Origin of the sequence: Photorhabdus sp. HUG-39, assembly GCF_963878365.1 — a bacterium.
Classification (GTDB): Bacteria; Pseudomonadota; Gammaproteobacteria; order Enterobacterales; family Enterobacteriaceae; genus Photorhabdus; species Photorhabdus kayaii.
The window spans coordinates 1-3,612 of record NZ_CAWNWY010000075.1 but is presented as its reverse complement, the minus strand read 5'-3'; the positions used below and the strand labels follow the sequence as shown (position 1 = coordinate 3,612).

Annotated in this window: 4 protein-coding genes; 2 read left to right on the top strand and 2 right to left on the bottom strand. The window is 42.1% G+C overall.

Translation table 11 applies throughout. From position 1 onward, the window contains the following. The first annotated feature begins 230 nt into the window (after positions 1-230). A complete protein-coding gene (locus AAC155_RS23830; RefSeq protein ID WP_228902821.1) occupies positions 231-455 on the top strand; it encodes a helix-turn-helix domain-containing protein in 225 nt (74 codons plus the stop codon). Between the two features lie 254 nt (positions 456-709). Beyond that, on the top strand, positions 710-1,072 hold the full coding sequence (locus AAC155_RS23825) for a hypothetical protein (protein ID WP_191215004.1): 363 nt from the start codon (positions 710-712) through the stop codon (positions 1,070-1,072). 482 nt (positions 1,073-1,554) lie between these two features. Here AAC155_RS23825 and AAC155_RS23820 read toward each other — a convergent pair whose 3' ends face one another. Together AAC155_RS23820 and AAC155_RS23815 are read right to left on the bottom strand one after the other, a co-directional pair. Next, complete coding sequence (locus AAC155_RS23820; RefSeq protein ID WP_113044388.1) at positions 1,555-2,385, bottom strand: phosphoenolpyruvate hydrolase family protein; 831 nt, start codon at positions 2,383-2,385, stop codon at positions 1,555-1,557. Next, a complete protein-coding gene (locus AAC155_RS23815) occupies positions 2,369-3,493 on the bottom strand; it encodes a Tm-1-like ATP-binding domain-containing protein (RefSeq protein WP_387493184.1) in 1,125 nt (374 codons plus the stop codon). The genes AAC155_RS23820 and AAC155_RS23815 overlap by 17 nt, the downstream gene beginning before the upstream one ends. Positions 3,494-3,612 lie beyond the last annotated feature (119 nt).

Below are 3,612 nucleotides of genomic sequence, written 5' to 3'. Positions count from 1 at the left end.
ATTCATCGATTTTTCGACGGTGATATTCGGATGCCAGCTTGTCTTTTTTTAAAGCAGAACGAGGCGGTATCATGACAGCGCTACCTTGCAGAGATGTACTGTGCCTACATTTTACTCAATTTTGTGGTTGTGAAAAGTTTTTAGAGGTTCCCTGTTTGAAATACAAATTGAAGTAAAACGTGCCATCAAAATTGTATGTAGCACGAAATATATCTTATTGGAGAATTCTTGTGGAGAAAAAAGATTGGCATTCGGCAGATATTATCGCCGCGTTGAAAAAGAAAGGAACGTCATTGGCGGCTGTTTCTAGAGAAGCAGGGCTGGCATCGTCAACGTTATCTAATGCCTTGCAAAGACCTTGGTGTAAAGGTGAAACAATTATTGCAAACGCACTGGGACAGAAGCCTGATGAAATCTGGCCTTCCCGTTACCAGAAAAGGAGGAAGAGATCTTGATCTCCAGGCGAAAGAATATGGTGACAGTTATAGGAACCATAAAAGCAACGCTCTGAAAGTGCTGCAACACAATCAGAGCGTCTAACCACAACATTACAAGAACTAATGTATGGCTAATATGAATAGTAACATATCCTCATACTCAAAGCGTTATACATTTAACGCACAATCTAATGTAGAAACCGAAGTACATACCGCGCTTACAGACTTTTCTTTGGTTTTAATTTTTTGTAAACCAATTGGGAAGCAATATTATGCACAGTAGCGTCCCTGATACTCCCGACGACGGTGATATATCTGATGTGAATATCCTATGGTCTGGCATGTCGGATGCGATTGCATCATTGGATTTTTCATGTATTAGCGATACTGTACTGTGTCAGTTAATTGAATCATCCAAAGAAAATACTATGGGCATGTGTCATGGTGTAACTTTTCTTGGTGACTCAATGTTGTCGTTTGCCAGTAATAACATCCATGAATTTACGCCAGAGAGTTTGTGTCAGCTCGGGCATAGCCTAGAGGCGTTGAGTTCTCTATTACCGATGTTGTTTACTTTGCATGAAAAAGCGAGTGGTGAATGTCACCGTAGGGCTTTGAAAAACGAAATAAAATAGTTTTTTCAAATGAAACCGGAAAATTTTTGGATGGTTTTCCGGTTTAAAGGCATAAATTATCGCTGACAGGGTATTCGATATTGTCGATACTCATCGGGTTGATTTTTCCCCTTCCTAGGGTCTGAGGTGGTACCGGGATGTCGTCACCGTGCACTTTTCCTGGCATACCGACGTAGTGTCTTATACAGCGGCTCCAGCAGTTTGCTGATTGCCCCTGATCAGCAACCCAGCGTGATGCGGCAGGGGCTTCTGTTCAGACATTTTTTCGTTAACATTGCTGAGTAAGCCCCGGAGACAAGTGAGGCTGAGTTGTTGCGGCCTGGTAGGATGAAATAAGGGAGCCAGACAGGCATATGTTGGCTGGGTATGGCATATTGGGCACCTTTCCATATTTTGAGGAAAAGAAAACAATGCGTCATCATAACGTAACAGATATTACGGTTGTGGTACTAAGTTTCCACATAGCTTAAGTATAACTCTCACTAACCCCGATTAATTTCTTTAAATTTCTGGATCGTGTGTTTGATGGCTTGTTCTGTTGGCAAACGCTCCATTGAACTGGCGCCATAGAACCCATGACAATTGGGACAATGAGCCATAATATAGGCGACATCTTCCGGTTCCAAAATTGGGCCGCCGTGACATAGCGTAATAATGTCATTTCGGATAGTTTTAGCTGCCGAAGCACAAGCGTTAATGATTGGTATACAAGATTTCAGATCATATGATGTATTAGCACTAATATCACCGCCAGTGGTTAGCCCCAGATGTACAACAATGATATCAGCACCTGCTTGTGCCATAGCCTCAGCCTCTTTTGCATTGAAAACATAAGGAGTGGTAATCATTCCTTTTTCATGTGCCAGGCGGATTAGCTTAACCTCCAGTGCATAGCCCATGCCTGTTTCTTCCAGGTTTTTTCTGAACTTTCCATCAATCAGTCCTACTGTTGGGAAGTTCTGAATACCAGCAAAACCTTGTGCCTTCAGTTCATCCAGGAAAAGAGATAAATTACAGAATGGATCAGTACCGCAGACACCCGCCAATACAGGTGTTTCCTTAACTATCGGCAATATTTCATTACCCATTTCTCTGACAATTTCATTTGCATTACCGTATGGCATTAATCCGGCCAATGATCCTCTGCCAGCCATTCTGAAGCGTCCAGAATTATATACGATAATGAGGTCTGCCCCTCCTGCTTCTTCGCAACGCGCCGAAAGACCACTACCTGCACTCGCCCCAATAATAGTTTCGTTACGTTCGACTTTTTGTTTTAGAGTTTCAATAATCTGATTATATTTTTTCTTCATAAGAGATTCCCTGGTGTTCTATAATTTCCTTGAGTTGTTGTATTACAAGAGTACAAAATTGTGGTGAATTTATGTGAAAAGGTGTTTTTATAACTTTTCGCAATTTTGTTTGTTTTATTGTTTTTTTTAGTCCATGACAGAAAGCCTGTGTTGATGCAGGTAAATAAAAAGGTTGTTCAGGGCAATCTAGCGCAGAGAATCCGCCTTCCGGAATAATGAATCGAATAGGTCCATCACACTTATTAAGTTTGTTCCCTATCCAGATACCAAGCTGATAGTTTTCTTCAGGTGTCGTTCGCATCAATGTCACCTGAGAGTTATGCTCAAAAAACAGCCTGTTGCTGTAGCGTTCTGGGATCGTGTCTTTTGCACCAAAGTTAACTATGTCCAAAGCACCAGCACTGCCGATCCACGGAATGCTTTTTTTTGCAATGACATCTAAGCGTGTGTCAGGACAACCCAAAACCCCCCCAAATAACAGATCGGAAATTTCTGTTAATGTAATATCTAAAACACAAACCAATTTGCCGTCCTTAGCCAATTTCTCCATGCTTGTTCCACCATTGCCGGTAGCATGAAAAGCCAGGCAATCGTATTGAGCATTTAACTCAGTAGTGAGCTGATTAATGCATGGAGTCGTTATACCAAACATCGTCAACCCTAAAGCGGGTTTATGAATATCAGCCAATGGCGTAAAATAATTGACAGAGCCCGCCATCATATTTGCAGCATTAGACAATACTGCACGAGAAATACGGTTGAGTCCGTTGAGATCGGTTACCGTATACAGCATGGCAATATCGCTGTCCCTAACGTAGGCCGAGACATTCCCTGACGCCATCGTTGATACCATGATTTTAGGCAAACCGATCGGCAGGCTTTGCATAGCCGGAGTAATCAGCGCTGTTCCGCCTGAGCCTCCGATACCAATCACCCCCGCGATATCGTCGATTGAACTGTTCAGGAAATTTGTGAGGGCGACAGACATCGCGGTTATCGCTTTATTCCGTACGCCACAAAAAACGGGATCAACGCCAGCGGGATGATACTCAGCCACCTGAAGTGAATGAATATCTATCTTTTTATGCTGATTATTCTGACAGGGCAAGATCGTGAATATTTTGTTAAAAAAATCAGATTTGACCGACGGTAATAGTTATGATCTCATACTCTCTTTTTGAGAGCAAAAACCATGTGCTTTGATATTTTTACTGAACATTTCTCAGA